This window comes from Pedococcus sp. P3_C7 (assembly GCF_056402615.1).
In genome coordinates, this window is sequence record NZ_JBFUHC010000004.1 from 63,764 (window position 1) to 80,289 (window position 16,526).

At 71.3% G+C, this 16,526-nt stretch carries 14 protein-coding genes; 9 read left to right on the top strand and 5 right to left on the bottom strand.

Annotated features, from left to right (window positions below):
* Window positions 1–9: 9 nt before the first annotated feature.
* From AC1DS4_RS06310 to AC1DS4_RS06330, 5 genes are all read right to left on the bottom strand, one after another.
* The gene (locus AC1DS4_RS06310) at window positions 10–279 is read right to left on the bottom strand and encodes a DUF3017 domain-containing protein (RefSeq protein WP_477614852.1); all 270 of its coding nucleotides are present in this window, start codon (window positions 277–279) and stop codon (window positions 10–12) included.
* Window positions 280–284: 5 nt separating this feature from the next.
* On the bottom strand, window positions 285–1,157 hold the full coding sequence (locus tag AC1DS4_RS06315) for a bifunctional methylenetetrahydrofolate dehydrogenase/methenyltetrahydrofolate cyclohydrolase (protein ID WP_477614851.1): 873 nt from the start codon (window positions 1,155–1,157) through the stop codon (window positions 285–287).
* A gap of 71 nt (window positions 1,158–1,228) precedes the next feature.
* The gene (locus tag AC1DS4_RS06320) at window positions 1,229–2,635 is read right to left on the bottom strand and encodes a YlbE family protein (RefSeq protein WP_477614850.1); all 1,407 of its coding nucleotides are present in this window, start codon (window positions 2,633–2,635) and stop codon (window positions 1,229–1,231) included.
* Window positions 2,632–4,221 carry an FdrA family protein gene (locus AC1DS4_RS06325; RefSeq protein ID WP_477624935.1) on the bottom strand — a complete coding sequence of 530 codons (1,590 nt, stop codon included), beginning with the start codon at window positions 4,219–4,221 and terminating at the stop codon, window positions 2,632–2,634. The genes AC1DS4_RS06320 and AC1DS4_RS06325 overlap by 4 nt, the downstream gene beginning before the upstream one ends.
* Window positions 4,218–5,111 (bottom strand): oxamate carbamoyltransferase subunit AllH family protein, encoded by an 894-nt coding sequence (locus AC1DS4_RS06330; RefSeq protein WP_477624934.1) that lies wholly within the window; start codon window positions 5,109–5,111, stop codon window positions 4,218–4,220. The genes AC1DS4_RS06325 and AC1DS4_RS06330 overlap by 4 nt, the downstream gene beginning before the upstream one ends.
* Before the next feature lie 149 nt (window positions 5,112–5,260).
* On the opposite strand from AC1DS4_RS06330, the gene AC1DS4_RS06335 reads away from it, so the two are divergent.
* The 9 genes from AC1DS4_RS06335 (at window position 5,261) to AC1DS4_RS06375 (ending at window position 16,463) form a co-directional block, all read left to right on the top strand.
* The gene (locus AC1DS4_RS06335) at window positions 5,261–6,967 is read left to right on the top strand and encodes a PucR family transcriptional regulator (protein ID WP_477633592.1); all 1,707 of its coding nucleotides are present in this window, start codon (window positions 5,261–5,263) and stop codon (window positions 6,965–6,967) included.
* 253 nt (window positions 6,968–7,220) lie between these two features.
* Window positions 7,221–8,684, top strand: coding sequence for a uracil-xanthine permease family protein (locus AC1DS4_RS06340; protein ID WP_477624933.1), 1,464 nt, complete (start codon window positions 7,221–7,223; stop codon window positions 8,682–8,684).
* 110 nt (window positions 8,685–8,794) lie between these two features.
* Window positions 8,795–9,697: an FAD binding domain-containing protein gene (locus tag AC1DS4_RS06345; protein WP_477614845.1), complete on the top strand. Its 903-nt coding sequence runs from the start codon at window positions 8,795–8,797 to the stop codon at window positions 9,695–9,697.
* Entirely contained in the window at window positions 9,694–10,272 is a 579-nt protein-coding gene (locus AC1DS4_RS06350) for a (2Fe-2S)-binding protein (RefSeq protein ID WP_477633591.1), read from the top strand. Before AC1DS4_RS06345 ends, AC1DS4_RS06350 begins: the two co-directional genes overlap by 4 nt.
* On the top strand, window positions 10,269–12,746 hold the full coding sequence (gene cutA, locus AC1DS4_RS06355; protein WP_477633590.1) for an aerobic carbon-monoxide dehydrogenase large subunit: 2,478 nt from the start codon (window positions 10,269–10,271) through the stop codon (window positions 12,744–12,746). Before AC1DS4_RS06350 ends, cutA begins: the two co-directional genes overlap by 4 nt.
* Window positions 12,743–13,381 carry an SRPBCC family protein gene (locus AC1DS4_RS06360; RefSeq protein WP_477633589.1) on the top strand — a complete coding sequence of 213 codons (639 nt, stop codon included), beginning with the start codon at window positions 12,743–12,745 and terminating at the stop codon, window positions 13,379–13,381. The genes cutA and AC1DS4_RS06360 overlap by 4 nt, the downstream gene beginning before the upstream one ends.
* Entirely contained in the window at window positions 13,381–14,277 is an 897-nt protein-coding gene (locus AC1DS4_RS06365; RefSeq protein WP_477614841.1) for a carbon-nitrogen hydrolase family protein, read from the top strand. Before AC1DS4_RS06360 ends, AC1DS4_RS06365 begins: the two co-directional genes overlap by 1 nt.
* Window positions 14,278–14,318: 41 nt before the next feature.
* The gene (locus tag AC1DS4_RS06370; RefSeq protein WP_477633588.1) at window positions 14,319–14,777 is read left to right on the top strand and encodes a VOC family protein; all 459 of its coding nucleotides are present in this window, start codon (window positions 14,319–14,321) and stop codon (window positions 14,775–14,777) included.
* A gap of 207 nt (window positions 14,778–14,984) precedes the next feature.
* Window positions 14,985–16,463, top strand: a complete 1,479-nt coding sequence (locus AC1DS4_RS06375; RefSeq protein WP_477633587.1) for a serine hydrolase domain-containing protein — start codon at window positions 14,985–14,987, stop codon at window positions 16,461–16,463.
* Window positions 16,464–16,526 lie beyond the last annotated feature (63 nt).

A 16,526-nucleotide genomic window follows, 5' to 3' on the forward strand; every position in this document is an offset into this window, starting at 1 on the left:
GTCCCGCAGTCAGCCGCGGGGACGCAGGTCGAGCACCGACGTGATGAACGCCAACGCCACCCCGAGGACCGCCATGGTTGCCACGTCGACGCCTCGCGATCGGACGGCAAGGCCACCGCTGCGCGCGGTGGGGAGCACCAGCCGCAGCAACGCGGCCAAGCCGAGGCCGCCCGCGATCACGTAGCCGGCCGGGCGAACCTCGTCGAGAAGGAACAGGACCACGCCGAGCAGGAGCACCGGGGCGGCGACCCACCACCAGCCCAGGCGCGGCGCGGTCATCCGGGTCAGGCCGAGGTCTCGACGAGCTGACGCTCGGCGGCTGCCACGATGTTGGACAGCAACATGGCGCGGGTCATCGGACCCACGCCTCCGGGGTTCGGGCTGACCCACCCGGCCACCTCGGCCACGTCGTCAGCGACATCTCCGGCGACCTTGGACCTGCCGTCCTCGGCGATGATCCGGCTGACGCCGACGTCGAGCACCGCGGCTCCGGGCTTGACCATGTCGGCCGTGATGAGCCCGGGCTGGCCGGCTGCGGCGACGACGATGTCGGCCTGGCGCACCTCGGAGGCGAGGTCGCGGGTGCCGGTGTGGCACAGGACGACCGTGGCGTTCTCGCTGCGTCGGGTGAGCATCAGCCCGAGCGGGCGACCCACGGTGATCCCGCGACCGACCAGGGCCACCCGTGCGCCGGCAATCGGCACGTCGAACCTGCGCAGCAGCTCGATGCAGCCGGCGGGGGTGCAGGGCAGCGGCGCCGGCTTGCCCAGGACGAGCCAGCCCAGGTTGGTGGGGTGCAGCCCGTCGACGTCCTTGGTCGGGTCGACCCGGGACAGCAGGGCGAACTCGTCGAGCCCGGTCGGCTGCTGCACGAGGAACCCCGTGCACTCCGGGTCGGCGTTGAGCTCGTCGATGACGGCCTCGACCTCGGCCTGCGTGGCGGTCGAGGGCAGGTCGCGACGAATGCTGGTGAGCCCGATCTCAGCGCAGTCCTGGTGCTTGGCGTTGACGTACCACCGGCTGCCTGGGTCATCGCCCACGAGCACGGTGCCGAGCCCTGGCACGACGCCGTGCTCGCGCAGCACGTCGACCCGTCCGCGGAGCTCGTCCTTGATGGTCGCCAGGACCGCTTTGCCGTCGAGGATGCGTGCCGTCACGAGCCCGTATCCTGCCACGCCGCCGCCTCACCTCCGTCGGCGACCACGAATCGCCGACGAATCACCGGGCCTCAGGACTGCGCCTGGGCCGCGAGGGCGGCGATCGCCTGGGTGAAGCACTCGGCCGGTGGCGTCACCAGCCCGGCGCCCACCTGGCCGGTCCCCGCCACGCGACCGGCCATGCCGGTGTTGATCTGGGGCAGGATCCCGGTGCGGGCCACAGCGGCGACGTCGATCCCGGTCGGCGTCCCGCGGAACTCCAGGATGGGCACCTGATATGCCGTGTGCTCGCCGACGGTGATCTCGTACATCGTGCGCGTGGCCCGCAGGGCGAGCGGCACGTCGCCGCCGACGAAACGCACGATGGCCGGGGCGGCCGCCATCGCGAAACCGCCGATGCCCGCGGTCTCGGTGATCGCCGAGTCGCCGATGTCTGGGTTGGCGTCGTCCGGTCCGTAGGAGCCCAGGAACAGGCCCTCTGGGGTGTTGGCCGGGCCCGTGAACCACTGAGCCCCGGTGCCGGCGGTCCGGATGCCGAAGTCGGTCCCGTTGCGGGCCATGGTGGTGACGACCGTGGAGCCCGGAATCCCTTCCGCCGCCAGCGTCGAGAGCTTGCAGGCCGGCATACCAAGGTTGAGGAAGAAGTGCTCGTTGGCACCCGAGAAGCGCACCGCCTCGGCGATGTCGGTCGACGACCCGTCGGCGACGATGAGCGAGGGGAGCAGCTCGCGCAGCAGCATCAGCGAGCCAGCGCGGTTGCGGTTGTGGCCCTCGTCGCCCATCTGGAGCATCTGGGCGATGATCGACTTGACGTCGATGGGTCCGGCGGCGCGGATCGCCTGCTGCAGCAACGGCCCCAGGACGGAGTTCATCCAGTGCAGCCGGTCGATGACCTCGGGGCCGAAGGCGCCGTAGCGCAACACCTTGCCCAGTCCCTCGTTGAGCGAGCACCAGGACGTGTGGTCGTGAACTTCGTCGCGCAGCTCGTAGACCCACATCGAGGGTGAGATCACGCCGGCCATCGGACCCACGGCGTCGCGGTGGTGGCACGGCTCGAGCTGGACGTCACCGCGGGCCAGGGCGGCCTCCGCCGCCTCGGCCGTGTCGGCCATCCCCTCGAAGAGCATCGCGCCGATGAGGGCGCCCTTGAGCGGGCCGGACGCGCGGTCCCACTCGATCGGAGGACCCGCGTGCAGGAACGTCCCGCGCTCGAGCCCCAGCGCCTCCTGGGCCGGACGCACGTCGACGAAGTCCGCCCCGGCGGCGGTCATCCGTTGCAGCGCAAGGGCGTTCGCAGCGGTGCGGCGCGCGTCCCCCAGGACGATGCCGAGGTGGGGTGCCGTCCCGTCGAGCGGCGGCTGCCAGTCCGTCTCGGTCACGACGACCGCCTGGTCGCGCAGGGCGTCGGCGAACATCGAGGCGCCGGCCGTGGCGAGCACCGGGTCCGCGCCGAGCAGCCCGTGCAGAGTCGCGGTCATCTGGATCCTCCGGTGGGGTCGGCGTCGGACAGGAGCGACAGGGCCGTCCTGGTGGCTTCGGCGTTGGACAGGTGGACCGATGCGCCGGCCTCGGAGAGTGCCGCAGCCGTGACGCCGACGTCCTGGGGGTCGCCGCGGGTGCCGGTGAGCGAGACCACCACCGGCAGCTCGCGCCCGCCGGCCCGCGCCGCCTCACGAGCACGACGAATCGCTCCGGCCAGCTCGGGCCCCGGGGCGGGATGGGCACCATGACCCAGGACCAGGTCGAGCAGGAGCACTCCGCAGTGGGGGTCCTCTCCCTCCGCCGCGATCCGTTCCAGCCGCAAGGTCGGGTCGATCATCGGGTGAGCCCTGCCCCGGGTCAGCCCGTCGTCGCCGAAGTCGATCACGACGTGGTCGTCGGCCCGCAGGCCCGCGTCGAGCGCCAGCTCAGGGGCGAGCGGGATGTTTGACCGTATGCCGCCGAGCTCACCGCTCGCGACCAGCATCGCCTCGTCCGCCAAGGTGCCTCCACAGAACAAACCGCGCAGATACCTTCCACTCGGCGCTTCCCCCGCCTGCGCCCCCGCCCCATCGGTCTTCGCGGGATCCGACGTGCCGGGACCCGTCGGGTCCTGCAAGGACTCGGGGTCGAGGAGGGGCTGCCACGAGGGCCAGGTCGGAACGTCCCGCCCGGACTCACGGAGGAAGGCGTCAACGGCCGCCGTCAGGTCGGGGCGACCTGCCCCGAGCGTCGCCCAGTGGACCGGCTTGCCCAGCCCCGCGGCATACCCCTCGAGGTCGGCGAGCACCTCGGCGGCGGGCGGCTTGGAGACGACGATGATCGACTCGGTTGCTGCGTCCGCGGCGAGCGCCGCGAGCGCCTGCCTCGTGGAACGCCCACCCACGGCAGCCGAGAGGTCGCGCCCCCCGACCCCGAGGCAGTGGCTCACCCCCACACCGGCGGCATCGAGCAACGCCATCACCTGCTGCGCGCCCGTGCCCGAGGCCGCCACGATGCCAACCGGTCCCCGCTCGACGACGTTGGCGAAGCCGAGCGCGACCCCGCCGACCACGGCAGTCCCGCAGTCCGGACCCATCACGAGCACGTCGCGGGCGGCCGCGGCGTCCTTGAGCCGCACCTCGTCCTCGACCGGCACGTTGTCGGAGAAGAGCATCACCGAGACGCCCCGGTCGATGGCGTCGAAGGCTTCGACGCCGGCGTACTGCCCCGGGACGGAGACCAGGGCGAGGTTGGCCCCTCCGACGGCGACGGCCCGGCCGAGCGTGCGCGGCGCCGGCGCTTCGCCGAAGCCACCGGCCCTGGAACCAGCCGACTTGAGGGCGGCCAGCGCGGTCTCGAGGGCGGCCAACCCGTTGGCGACGCCGTCCTCCCCGTCGGCTCGGATCGCGACGACGAGGTCGTTGGGCTGGGCGCTGTCCGGCACCGAGAACCCCATGCCGCCGATCACCTCGAGGTTGAGCTCGGTGGCCATGGCGACCTGGGCTGCGGCCACGCCCGGCGCCCCGGCGACCTGCCGGGAGACCTGCATCAGGCTGACTGAGTCGTAGTAGGCCCCGCCGCGCAGTTCGAGGTGGTCGGTCACTGAAGGCTCCTGTGGGTCATGGCCGGTCCTGGGGGCTGGGCGAGCGGATCGGTGTGGTCCACCCTGTCGAGGGGGAAGAGGGCCCCGAGGGGGTGGAGGGCGTCGAGGGCGTCGAGGGCGTCGAGGCAGCCCGCGAGCCCGCCCAGCAGGTCGGCCCCCGACGAGTGGCCGATGGCGAGCACCGCCCGGACGGCCAGGTCGACCTCGCCGGACGCGGCCGGGTCGGTGGGGTCGAAGCCCGCGAGAGCCTCGGTGAGGCGCACGACTGGCACCACGGCATACCCCTCGGCCGCCTCGGTGAGCAGCGCGGCCGAAAGGCTCGTGGTGGTGCTGAGCCTCGGGAGCACCGCGTGCCACAACCGGTCCACCAGTGAGTCCGAGCCGCGCGGGTGCAGGCGCAGGCCGAGAAGCACGCCGCACAGGACGTCGTCGCCGCTGGGGGTCAGGCCGGGGCCCGTGCCCACGAGCGCGTGCACCCGATCCGGGAGGGCGTCCCGGTCACCCTTCGCAAGGGTCTCGGTCAGGCTTCGCGCAGGGGTGCGCCAGCCCAGGCGAAGGGACGAGAGGCGGGCGCCGACGCGACCCTGGTGGACCGCCGCGCTGTGGACCGGGTGCGGCCTCCACCTGCGGACGGCCCGGATCGTGACGTAGGGCAGAAGCACGTCTCCGCCGCCCACGACGACGTGGTCGCCCGGCTGGACACCCCACCCGACGGTGGGCAACGGCGTGGCCACGGCCAGGGCCGTCGGCAGACGCAGGCCGCCGGGCGTGACGATGGGCAGGACTCGCGCGTGACTGCCCACCTGGAGGTACAGCGCCGTGGGGAAGGTGGCGAGGACCGTCGCCCTGCGAGCCGGCCCGTGCACCAGCGCGACCGCGCGCTCGGACACCGCGGCAGGCCACAACGGCTCGGGCCCAGTCGCGAGCTCTGACGCGAGCCCAGTCACGGACGCTGTCACGAACGACCTCCGGCGCGGACGGGTTCCTCGTTTCCTCGGACTGACGCAGCGACGCTATCGACTGCCGTTACAGTCGCCTCATGGTGAATGTTGCCAAGGATGGCAGCCTGGTTGACGCGGAGTTGCCAGCGGCCCCCCCGACCCAGGCGCCCAGCCACGACCTCGTCGGCGGGGTGAGCCTCGAGGCCGTGTTGGCCCTGCCGTCGCTCGCCGGCGCCGAGCTGCTCCAGGACCCCGAGCAGCCGCCACGCGGCGTGATGCGGGCCTCGCTGCTCGGCGCCGCGCCGGACCCGCGCCAGCACCTCGTCTGCGCGGACGCCGACACCGTCGCGGCGTGGGAGGCGGCCGGGCGCGACCCGTTCGAACAGTCCTCGGTGGACGGCGCCACGGCCATCGCCATCGCCGGCGGCACCGCCGTCCAGCTCCGCGACTGGCGCACCCGAGCTGCCGCGACGGGCCTCCCCCTGGTGCTGGCCTCCGCCACGGCCGCGCCCGAGCGGATGGTCACCGACGTCCTCGGCGCAGTGCTGGACCAGCAGTCAGGCATCCTCCAACGGGTCGAGGAGGCCCACCAGATCCTGGTCGGGGTCGTGCTGGCCGGTGGCGGGCTGGAGGACCTCTGCCAGCGCCTGGCCGGCTTTCTCGGTGGCGCCGCGATGGTGACCACGAGCGACGGTCGCGTGCTGGCCAGGGCAGGCTCGGAGGACGACCTCGCCGCGGCCCTGGCCCTCGACTGCTTCGACCGCACCGGGCGGCTGATCACCGAGCACGAACCGGTCGGCATCCGCCCCGCGCACGGCGCCAACGCCCGTCGCGCCATGGTGCGGATCGCGGCGGGCAACCTCAACCACGGGCTGCTGGCCGCGTTCGTGGGTGACCGCCCCCTCACCGCCGACGACGTCCACCTGCTGGAGCGGGCAGCGACCGTGGCGGCGCTGGCCATCACCAAGGAGCAGGCCGTCTCGGCGGTCGAGAGCAAGTACCGCGCCGAGTTCCTGCGCGACGCCCTGTCGGGACGGGCCGGCTCCCCCACCGAAGCGGTTGCCCACGCGGCCTCCCTGGGCTGGGACATCGACCGCAGGCTCGTGGTGGTCGTGGCCGAGACCGACGAGGACGACGCGCACTCGACGCGCTCCCCGGAGGAGGTCGGGGTCCTGCAGGAACGCTTCTCGCGGGCGTGGAGCCAGGCGATGGCGGTGCGCGATCCACGGGCCCCCGTCATGGGGTTCAGCCAGGAGGTCGTCGCCTTGTGCGGCGTGTCCCCGAGCGCGGACACCGACTCCATCATGCGCGCGGTCTCCGAGGTCGTCCGGGTGATCAGCGGCATCGGCGGCGGCGGCCGGCGCACCTTCTCCACGGGCGTCTCGCGGCCGATCGACTCGGTGGCGGACCTGCCCCAGGCCTACGAGGAGGCCCTCAGCGCGGTGAGTGTCGGGCGCCAGCTCCACGGCGACTCGGCGGTCACCCACTTCGACGGCCTCGGGGTCTTCCGCCTCCTCGCGCTGATCCCCGACAGCGCCGACCTGCGCCGGTTCGTGGACGAGTCGCTGGGCGGCCTGGCGGCCGACGACTCCCCCGAGAACGTCGACCTGCGCCGCACGCTCTCGATCCTGATCGACACCAACATGAACGTCGCCGAGACGGCCCGCCAGCTGTTCTTCCACTACAACACGCTGCGCTACCGGATCGTGAAGCTCGAGAAGATGCTCGGCCCCTTCACCACCGACCCCCAGCTGCGGCTCAAGCTCGCCCTGGCCCTCAAGGTCCACCAGATGCGCGGCATCTGACCCCGCGGGTATGCCGCGTGGGCATGAAGGTGCCGCGCCCTCTGGCGGGAGGGACGCGGCACAGCCCATTCGACTCCTGCCGAGCCCGCAAAGCGAGCGCGCCACTCCGCATACTCTGCCGAAAGCCGCTCCGGCCCCGATAGCAACAATTGCCCAATGCAGCGGGCGGTCTGGCCGCTAGTTTTCGCCTATCCCGAACGGGACTGTGGGCCACGTCACCAAGGGTGGCCCCGCTGGTGGATAAGGAGTCCGCATGTCATTGGGCCTGGGTTGGAAACTGCACGGAGACGGCCGCACCATGGGCCCCGACGACGTCGTCGCTCCCGATGAGCGACTGTCGTGGGGCAAGACGGTCGGGCTCGGCGCCCAGCACGTCGTGGCCATGTTCGGAGCGACGTTCGTCTTTCCCCTGATCATGGGGCTCAACGCCCAGCTCGCGATCATGATGAGCGGGGTCGCGACGATCTGCTTCCTCCTGATCGTCAAGGGCAAGGTCCCCAGCTACCTCGGGACGTCGGCCTCGTTCGTCGGCGCCGTCGTCGCCATCCGGGCACAGGCGGGGGCCACCTCAGCCACCGTCACGGGTGCGATCCTCGTCGCGGGTGTCGTGCTGGCGCTCGTGGGCGTGCTCATCCACTTCCTCGGATCGAGCGTGCTGCACAAGGTGCTCCCGCCTGTCGTGACCGGTGCCGTGGTCATGCTCATCGGCTTCAACCTCGCGCCCGTGGTCGCCAACATCTACTGGCCACAGGACCAGTGGGTTGCGCTGTTGGTGATGACCTTCACCATCATCTGTGCGGTCGCCTTCAAGGGCTTCATCGGCCGGATCGCGATCTTCCTCGCCCTCATCTTCGGCTACGTCGTGTCGTGGCTGTTCGACAAGGGCTTTGGCCAGATCACGGCCTTCGACCCCGGCGCCGGCAAGATCACCACGCACTTCCGCACCAACTTCCAGGGCATCAAGGACGCCGCGTTGTTCGGGTTCCCCCCGCACACCGAGGTCGTTGCCGGCAAGGAGGTCGTGGGCTGGCACGCACCCTCGTTCTCGATGGCCGCCATCCTGTTGGTCGTTCCCGCCGTCATCGCCCTGATCGCGGAGAACACCGGCCACGTCAAGGCCGTCGCCGAGATGACGAAGACCGACCTCGACCCCTACATGGGCCGAGCCATCGCCGCTGACGGCTTCGGCACGGTGGTGGCCTCCGCGGTGGGTGGCTCGCCGACGACGACCTACGCGGAGAACATCGGGGTCATGGCGGCGACGCGCGTCTACTCGACGGCCGCCTACTACGTCGCCGCGCTCGTCGCGATCCTGTTCGGGTTCTCCCCGAAGTTCGGTGCCCTCGTGGCGTCGACCCCCGGTGGCGTCCTGGGCGGCATCACGGTCGTGCTCTACGGCATGATCGGCCTGCTCGGCGCCAAGATCTGGAAGGAGAACGGCGTCGACTTCGGCAACCCGATCAACCTGGTGCCGGTTGCCGCCGGCATCGTCATCGGGATCGGCAACGTGACGCTCAAGTTCACCGACAGCTTCTCCCTCACCGGGATCGCGCTCGGCACGATCGTGGCCGTCGTGGCCTACCACGTCGCCAAGGCGTTGGCACCCGCCGAGCTGCGTGCTCGGGCCGAGGGCACGGTGCTGACCGTCGGCGGCAAGGACACCTATGGCGACAGCGACGGGATCGACGACCTGTACCAGGGCGACACCCGACGCTGACCCCCCTGGTGTGGGCCCTCGATCCAGCATCGGGGGCCCACACCCTTTCCCCCGTCCACCGCTCCAGTGCGGAACTAGCCCCCACCGACTCGAGAAGGCAGGATCAGTCCGTGAAGCCCGCCCCGTTCGTGCACCACGCCCCTCGCACCGTCGCAGAGGCGGTCGCGGTGCTGGCCGAGGTCGGGCACGAAGGCAAGGTCCTGGCGGGCGGCCAGAGCCTCATCCCGATCCTGAACATGCGCCTCGCCTCCCCCGCCCACCTGGTCGACATCAACCAGGTCGCCGGCATCGCCGACGTGACCGTGAGTGACACCGAGGTGCGGGTGGGTGCGTTGGTGCGCCACGCGCAGCTCGAGCACCACGACGAGGCGTATGCCGCGTTGCCGCTGCTGCGCCAGGCGCTGGTCAACGTGGCGCACCCCGTCATCCGCAACCGGGGGACCACCGTGGGCTCGATCGCCCACGCCGATGCTGCCGGCGAGATGCCCGCGATGCTCGCCCTCACCGACGGGGTCGTCGAGGCGGTCTCAACGTCCGGCTCCCGCGAGATCGCTGTGGCCGACTTCTTCCAGGGCGCCCTCGAGACGTCCCTGGAGGCCGAGGAGCTGGCTGTCGCGGTGCGGTTCCGGCGGTTCGCTGTCGGCACGGGCACGGCCTTCATGGAACGCGCCCGCCGACACGGCGACTACGCGATGGCCGGCGTGGCCGCCGCGGTCCGCACGACCGACGGTGTCGTGGCGGACGCCCGCCTGTCCTTCGTCTCGGTCACCGACGTCCCCCGCACCCTGGACGTGACGTCCCTGTTCGTGGGGCAGGAGCCGGGCGCCGTCGACTGGTCGACGTCGGCCGACCTCGTCCGCGACGCCATCGAGCCCGAGGGCGACATCCACGCCACCGCCGAGTACCGAGCCATGCTGGCAGCCGAACTCGCCCGACTGACGTTGGCCGAGGCCGCCGCGAGCTCCCTTGCCTGGCAACGGAGCTCACACGACACGGAGGGTCCAGCAGCATGACCGAACCGGCCATCGAAGAGCTGCTCGACCTGACCGTCACGGTCAACGGGGTCCCCCGCCACGCGAAGGCTCCGGCCCGACGCCTGCTGTCCGACTTCCTGCGCCACGACCTGCGACTCACCGGCACCCACGTCGGCTGCGAGCACGGGGTCTGCGGTGCCTGCACCGTGCTCGTCGACGGCCAGCCGATGCGGTCCTGCCTGATGTTCGCGGTCACCGCCCAGGCCCACGAGATCACCACGGTCGAGGGCCTCGGCACCATCGAGGCCATGGGCCCGGTCCAGCAGGCGTTCACCGAGTGCCACGGCTTGCAGTGCGGCTTCTGCACGCCCGGCTTCCTGACCACCATCACCGCCTACCTCGAGGACCACCCGCACCCGACCTCAGAGGAGGCTCGCGAGGCGATCTCGGGCAACCTGTGCCGCTGCACCGGCTACCAGAACATCGTGAAGTCCGTGCTGCGCGCAGCCGAGATCCGTGCCGAGCGCGGACGCGCGGGGTATGCCGCGGAGCCGGGCACGCGGCATACCGCTGGGCTTGCGAGCGGGGAGCTCGCGACCGGGGAGGCGACGTGACGACCCAGATGTTCGGGGCGCGCGTCACCCGCAAGGAGGACCCGCGCCTGGTCACCGGCGGCGGTCGCTACCTCGACGACATGGGTCACGGCGCGCTGGCTGCCGCCTTCGTGCGCAGCCCGCACGCCCACGCCCGCATCGTCGACATCGACGTCACCGACGCGTTCGAGATCGACGGACTCGTCGGGATCTGGACCCACGAGGACCTGCCGGGCAAGGTCGGCGAACCGCTCCCCCTGCTCATCCCCCACCCCACCCTGACCCACGGACGCACGCAGTTCGCCCTGGCGCGTGACGAGGTCAACTACGTCGGTGAGGCGATCGTCATGGTGGTCGCCCGCGACCGCTACGTCGCCGAGGACGTCTGCCAGCGGATCCGGGTGGACTACGAGCTGCTCACCCCCGTCGTCGGGATCGCCAACGCCCGCGACGGGTCGGCGCTGGTCCACGAGGACGTGCCCGGCAACGTCGCGTGTCGCATGCTCCAGGAGGTCGGCGACGTCGACGCGGCAATCGACGCCGCGCCCCACACGCTGGAGCTGGACCTCGATATCGAGCGCAGCGCCTGCATGCCGATGGAGGGCAAGGGCGTCCTGGCCCGGTGGGACACCGACAAGGGTGAGCTGCGCATCTTCTCCTCCACCCAGACCTCGACGGGGGTCCGGGCAGCCGTGGCCGCCAAGCTGGACCTGCCGCTCGCCAAGGTCGAGTGCATCGCCCCTGACGTGGGTGGCGGCTTCGGGGTCAAGATCAACCACCCGTGGCCCGAAGAGGTCCTGATCCCTTGGGCCGCAAGACTTCTCGAGCAGGAGGTGAAGTGGACGGAGGACCGTCGTGAGCACTTCATCTCCAGCGCGCACGAGCGTGGGCAGCTGCAGCAGATCCGCGTCGGCTTCGACGACGAGGGGCGCATCCTCGGTCTCGACGTCAAGTTCTGGCACGACAACGGCGCCTACACCCCCTACGGCATCATCGTCCCGATCATCACCTCCACCCAGCTGCTCGGTCCCTACAAGCCGGGCGCCTACCGGTGTGAGTTCTGGTCGCTCTACACCAACACCGTGCTCGTGACGCCCTACCGCGGCGCCGGACGGCCGCAGGGCTGCTTCGCCATGGAGCGCACGATGGACGCCATTGCCGACCGCCTGGGTCTCGACCGGGCCGAGGTGCGGTCGCGCAACTTCATCCTCCCGAGCGAGATGCCCTACGACCACGGGCTGCTCTTCCAGGACGGGCGGCCGCTCAAGTACGACTCGGGCGACTTCCCCGCCTCGCTCGCCAAGCTCAAGGCCCTCGTGGGCTGGGACGACTTCGCGGCCTACCGCGCCCAGGCCGAGGCGGAGGGTCGCCGGGTCGGGCTGGGCATCGGCTGCTACGTCGAGGGCACCGGCGTCGGCCCCTACGAGGGCGGTCACATCCAGATCGAGACGAGTGGTCGGGTCAACGTGTCCACCGGCCTGACCTCGCAGGGCCAGGGACACGAGACGTCGTTCGCCCAGATCGTCGCGCAGGAGCTCGGCGTGCGCCTGGAGGACGTCTTCGTCACCACCGGCGACACCCGCCGGATGCCGTATGCCGTCGGCACGTTCGCCTCCCGCGCAGCGGTGATGAGCGGCAACGCGATCGCCCTCGCCGCGCGCAACGTCAGGGCCAAGGCACTTCGCATCGCGGCGGACGCCCTCGAGGTGTCGGCCGAGGACCTCGAGATCGTCGACGGCGTCGTGCAGGTCAAGGGCGCCCCCGGAACCACGATGTCCTTGGGCACCATCTCCGTCATGTCCAACCCGTTGCGCTACGCGTTCGACGACGCGGCCAAGGCGGCCACTCAGTTCGCCGGGAGCAACGACCCCGACAAGCCCCCCGTCGCCGACGACGACGAGCCCGGCCTGGAGGGCAAGGACTTCTACTCGCCGACCCAGGCCACCTTCGCCAACGGCATGCACGCGGCGATCGTCGAGACCGACCCGGTCACCGCCGAGATCCGCATCCTGCGCTACTGCGTCATCCACGACTGCGGCAACATGATCAACCCGCTCATCGTCGAGGGACAGGTCCACGGCGGCGTCGCCCAGGGCGTGGGTGGAGCGCTCTACGAACGGATGGTCTACGACGAGTCCGGGCAGCTGCTCAATGCGAGCTTCATGGACTTCCTGATGCCCTACGCCTCCGAGGTGCCGCACATCGAGACCGACCACCTCGAGACCCCGTCGCCGCTGAACCCGTTGGGCATCAAGGGTGCTGGCGAGGCCGGCTGCATCCCCGTGACGGCGGTCATCGCCTCGGCCATCGAGGACGCCGAGGGCTTCCCGATCACCTCGATGCCGATCTCCCCGGTCGAGCTGTGGGAGCTGCGCCAGCGGCACGCCCGCGGTGAGCTCCCCTCGCTCGCCCGCACGCGGCATACCTCGGCCCCACCTGCACCCACCACGTCGTCAGGCTCCGCACCCGCCCCGCCTGCCCAGGAGGCACCATGAAGATCTCCGGCACCGCCGCCCTCAAGGCGACGCCCCAACAGGTGTGGGACGCGTTCCACGACCCCGAGGTGCTGGCCCGCTGCCTGCCCGGCTGCGAGGCGCTCACCGAGGTCGGCCCCGACGAGTACGCCATGACCGTCACCGCGGGTGTCGCGGCGATCAAGGGCACCTACGAGGGCAAGGTCGCGCTGCGTGACCCGCAGCATCCCGAGCAGTTCACGATGAAGGCGCAGGGCGCCGGCGGCCCGGGCACGGTCGACGCGGACGTCGTGGTTCGCCTCGCGCCCTCGGCCGGCGGTGGCACGGACCTGAGCTACGACGCCGACGCAGCGGTCGGCGGGGTGATCGGTGGCGTCGGTCAGCGGATGCTCGCCGGTGTGACCAGGAAGATGGCCGGGCAGTTCTTCGAGGCGGTGGACGACGACATCGCCGGGGTCCGCAAGGAGAAGAAGGCCGGCAAGGGCGTCAGCCCCGGCGTCTCCGTCGAGGAGGTGCCCAGCGGCCCCCGGCCCATCCAGGGGGTCGGCACCTCCACGGCAGCGTACGGCGGCCGTCCGTATGCCTGGGGCGTCCTCACGGGCGGGGCGATCGCACTGGCCGGGGTTATCGTGGGATGGGCGATCGGAGGACGTTGATGCGTGCATTCACAGCCGCTGCCATCCAGCTCGCGCCGGTGCCGGGACCACTGTCCCCGGAGTCGGTGCGCAAGAACCTCGACAAGTGCGTCGACTTCACGCGGCGCTGCGTCGACGCGACGGGCGCCGAGCTCGTCGTGCTCCCGGAGTCGGCGACGACGGGGTTCACCCCCGACTGCACGACCGAGGAGCTGTGGGACCTCGTGTCGGAGATCCCGGGTCCCGTGACCGAACCCGTGCAGGCCGTGGCCCGCGACCTCGGCGTTTATGCCGTGCTGGGCACCTACGAGCGTGGGCCCGAGCGGGGCGTCGTCTACAACTCCTCGGTGCTGATCGACCGCTCTGGTGACGTCATCGGCGTCTACCGGAAGACCCACCCGTTCTGCACCGAGCACGTGGACGGCGGCGGGTGGGTGACCCCCGGCAACACCGTGACTGTCTGCGACACCGACCTCGGCAGGATCGGCATGATCATCTGCTTCGACGGCGACTACCCCGAGCTGTCCCGGATCCAGGCCGTGCAGGGGGCTGAGGTGATCGCCCGGCCGTCGGCACTGTTGCGGTCGGCCGACATCTGGGAGCTGACGTCTCGGGCACGCGCCTACGACAACCACGTCTACGTCATCGGCGCCAACGCCACCGGCATCGACCCGGCGGGGGTGCTCTACTTCGGCAACTCGCACATCGTGACGCCGAACGCCCACATCGCCGCCAAGGCCGCGTCGCACGAGGGGTGGGTATCCGCCCTGCTCGACCCGGCCACCGCACTGTCCTCCCTCACACCAGGCTCCAACATCGGCCAGGGCTTCGACCACCTGCGGGACCGCAACCTCGACCTGATCCGCAACCACCGCGACGAGCTCGAACGCCCGGCGGAGACGTCCTTCCCCCACTGACGTCCTTACAGCGCGGAGGCGAACCCGGCAGGATGGGCGCCATGGACTGGACCCTCGAAGTTGTCATCCTGCCCGTCTCCGACCTGACGTCGGCCATCGAGTTCTACCGCGACAAGGTCGGCTTCACCCTCGACCACCGCACCACCAATGACTTCATGGACGTCGCGCAGCTGACCCCCGAGGGCTCCGGGTGCTCGATCGTCATCGGCACCCTGCCCTCGCAACAGGAGATGACGCCCGGCTCGATGCGCGGCCTGCAGCTCGTGGTCGCCGACGCGGCCGCGGCCCGCGAGGAGCTGACCGGCCGGGGGGTCGAGTGCAGCGAGATCACCGTGTTCGACGAACGCGACGGGGGCACCTTCTTCGGTTTCGCCGACCCCGATGGCAACACCTGGGGCGTCCAGCAGCTCAAGGTCCGTGGCGAGAAGCCGCTCATCCCCCTCGACCACCGAGGCCGCTTCGGAGCGGACCAGCCGGAGCCCGGACCGGAGCCCGCCTAGCAACTTTCAGAAAGCGAAGCCAGCCTGCACGATCGCGAAGGCCGGTTTCACGTTGTGGAGAGACCTTCGCGGCCGCGAGCACCAACGGCGAGACTGGCTCCTTGAGGACTCGCCCCTTCTCGGGACGGTGCGCGGGCACGGCCCGGGGTCTCCGACGATCCGTGGCACCAGTGGCACGAATGCACCTCGGCAACGAGACTGACCGGCATGCCGCTGCCCACCAGCACACCCTCGGCCCAGGGCGTCGACGCGCTCGGCCTCCTCGCCGTCATCGACGCCCTCGAGTCGGACGGTCACGACCCGCACAGCCTCCTGGTCGCAAGGCACGGCCACGTCGTCGCGCGCGGGTGGTGGGCGCCCTATGCCCCCGAGCGCGTCCAGCTCGTCTACTCACTGAGCAAGTCGTTCACGGCCACGGCGGTCGGGCTGCTCGTCGACGAGGGACGGCTCTCGCTCGACCAGCCGGTCCTCGACCTGCTGCCTCCCGGCGACCTGCCTGCCGGGGTCGACGTACCCGACCGCTACCGGCGGCTGACCCTCGGCCACTGCCTCACGATGGCGACCGGTCACGACGGGGAGGGCTGGGGTCCCGAGGTCACGCGGGCGACCTACGACCAGCCCGGCGAGGGCGACCGCACCGACCCCGTGCTGGCCGCGATCCTCGCGTCCCCGCCCGAGCACGAGCCGGGGACGGCCTGGGCCTACAACCAGATCGCCACCTACCTCGCCGCGGGTGCCGTGCGGGGGGTCACGGGCTCGTCGGTGCTGTCGCTGCTGCGCGAGCGGGTCCTGCCGCTGCTCGACCCCCGCGGCGGGGGCGACGTGGTGTGGCACCGCACCGTGACCGGCCGTGAGCTGGGGTTCTCGGGGATCCACGTCGGCTCCGACGCCATCCTCGCCCTGGCGCAGCTCCACCTCGACCACGGCCAGTGGGACGGGTCCGTGCTGCTGTCGCCCGATTGGGTCAGGACGGCGACGACACCGACTGGCCTGCCCAACCGTGAGGCCGACCCCAACCCCGACTGGCGCGAGGGCTACGGCTGCTCGTTCTGGAGCGCCCGGCACGGCTACCGCGGTGACGGCGCCTACGGCCAGTACGCCATCGTGCTCCCCGAGCAGGACATGGCGGTCGCCATCACCAGCGAGACCCTCGACATGCAAGCCGTCCTCGACCTGGTCTGGGATCACCTGCTGCCAGCCGTCGGGCACGTGGACGAGAGCGGCGACGAACTCGCCGACGCCGCACTCGAGGAGCGGTTGGCCACCCTGGCGGTCCCCACCCCGTCGTCCTCGGCCCAGGGCCCGGAAACCGGGTGGTGGGTGCGCGCCGAGGACAGCACCCTTCCCCCTGCGTATGCCGCGATGAGCCTCTCGCCCGGCGGCGCGGCATACGAGATGGTCCTGGACTGCCACGGCACCAAGGTGGTCCTCGACGTGGGCGACGGCACGTGGGCGTCATCGACGCTCGCCGTGGGTGGCGTCGAGCTGCCCGTCGTCGCCTCCGGCGGCTGGGACGGTGACGGCTGCTTCAGTGCGGACGTCCGCCTCATCGAGACCCCGCACACCATGCGCCTCCACACCCGCACCGACGGCACGGTGCATCTCGGCTGGCGCGCGGTGCCGATGCTCGGAGCCGACCCGCTCCGGAGTGCCGTGCGGGGGCCGGCGCTCCCCGCGCAGGACTGACGACACAGCCTTCACCGGCGTGGTTGGCAACATGTGCCAAGGCGAGGTGGACGCCTGACCGGT

Bases quoted from the DNA above. Each gene is read 5' to 3' on its own strand.
- AC1DS4_RS06310 (WP_477614852.1), bottom strand. From the start codon at position 279: ATGACCGCGCCGCGCCTGGGCTGGTGGTGGGTCGCCGCCCCGGTGCTC.
- AC1DS4_RS06320 (WP_477614850.1), bottom strand. From the start codon at position 2,635: ATGACCGCGACTCTGCACGGGCTGCTCGGCGCGGACCCGGTGCTCGCC.
- AC1DS4_RS06335 (WP_477633592.1), top strand. From the start codon at position 5,261: ATGGTGAATGTTGCCAAGGATGGCAGCCTGGTTGACGCGGAGTTGCCA.
- AC1DS4_RS06340 (WP_477624933.1), top strand. From the start codon at position 7,221: ATGTCATTGGGCCTGGGTTGGAAACTGCACGGAGACGGCCGCACCATG.
- AC1DS4_RS06350 (WP_477633591.1), top strand. From the start codon at position 9,694: ATGACCGAACCGGCCATCGAAGAGCTGCTCGACCTGACCGTCACGGTC.
- AC1DS4_RS06360 (WP_477633589.1), top strand. From the start codon at position 12,743: ATGAAGATCTCCGGCACCGCCGCCCTCAAGGCGACGCCCCAACAGGTG.
- AC1DS4_RS06365 (WP_477614841.1), top strand. From the start codon at position 13,381: ATGCGTGCATTCACAGCCGCTGCCATCCAGCTCGCGCCGGTGCCGGGA.
- AC1DS4_RS06370 (WP_477633588.1), top strand. From the start codon at position 14,319: ATGGACTGGACCCTCGAAGTTGTCATCCTGCCCGTCTCCGACCTGACG.
- AC1DS4_RS06375 (WP_477633587.1), top strand. From the start codon at position 14,985: ATGCCGCTGCCCACCAGCACACCCTCGGCCCAGGGCGTCGACGCGCTC.